The organism is Photobacterium makurazakiensis (assembly GCF_050336715.1).
In the GTDB taxonomy this organism is placed as follows: domain Bacteria; phylum Pseudomonadota; class Gammaproteobacteria; order Enterobacterales; family Vibrionaceae; genus Photobacterium; species Photobacterium makurazakiensis.
This window is the reverse complement of record NZ_JAKJSJ010000152.1, coordinates 1-668: the sequence shown is the minus strand read 5'-3', so window position 1 is coordinate 668 and position 668 is coordinate 1. Positions and strand designations below refer to the sequence as shown.

Sequence of the window (668 nt, the reverse complement as noted above, 5' to 3'; positions counted from 1 at the left end):
AATAATGGTGCGCGTGGGAGGATTCGAACCTCCGACCGCCTGGTTCGTAGCCAGGTACTCTATCCAGCTGAGCTACACGCGCACTAAATCGGTGTTACACAACRATAGTTACTACTATCACTGCTTATCAATAATGGTGCGCGTGGGAGGATTCGAACCTCCGACCGCCTGGTTCGTAGCCAGGTACTCTATCCAGCTGAGCTACACGCGCACTAAATCGGTGTTACACAACAATAGTTAMTACTATCACTGCTTATCAATAATGGTGCGCGTGGGAGGATTCGAACCTCCGACCGCCTGGTTCGTAGCCAGGTACTCTATCCAGCTGAGCTACACGCGCACTAAATCGGTRTTACACAACAATAGTTATTACTATCACTGCTTATCAATAATGGTGCGCGTGGGAGGATTCGAACCTCCGACCGCCTGGTTCGTAGCCAGGTACTCTATCCAGCTGAGCTACACGCGCACAAATTAGTTCAAACAGCAATAGTCAATACTATTACTGTTCATCAATAATGGTGCGCGTGGGAGGATTCGAACCTCCGACCGCCTGGTTCGTAGCCAGGTACTCTATCCAGCTGAGCTACACGCGCACTGATAATGCTTTATTTATCGACCAGTTATGGAAGATACTTATTAACACCAATACGATATACATCTTGGTA

Annotated in this window: 5 tRNA genes; all 5 read right to left on the bottom strand. The window is 48.1% G+C overall.

The features are described from left to right. Positions 1 to 5 precede the first annotated feature (5 nt). The 5 genes from L4D09_RS28865 to L4D09_RS28845 all read right to left on the bottom strand — a co-directional run bounded on the left by L4D09_RS28865 (position 6) and on the right by L4D09_RS28845 (position 596). Positions 6 to 82, bottom strand: a tRNA-Arg gene (locus L4D09_RS28865). Positions 83 to 134: 52 nt separating this feature from the next. Continuing rightward, a tRNA-Arg gene (locus tag L4D09_RS28860) sits at positions 135 to 211 on the bottom strand. Positions 212 to 263: 52 nt separating this feature from the next. Further along, positions 264 to 340, bottom strand: a tRNA-Arg gene (locus tag L4D09_RS28855). A gap of 52 nt (positions 341 to 392) precedes the next feature. Next, a tRNA-Arg gene (locus L4D09_RS28850) sits at positions 393 to 469 on the bottom strand. 50 nt (positions 470 to 519) lie between these two features. Beyond that, positions 520 to 596, bottom strand: a tRNA-Arg gene (locus L4D09_RS28845). Between the last annotated feature and the right edge of the window lie 72 nt (positions 597 to 668).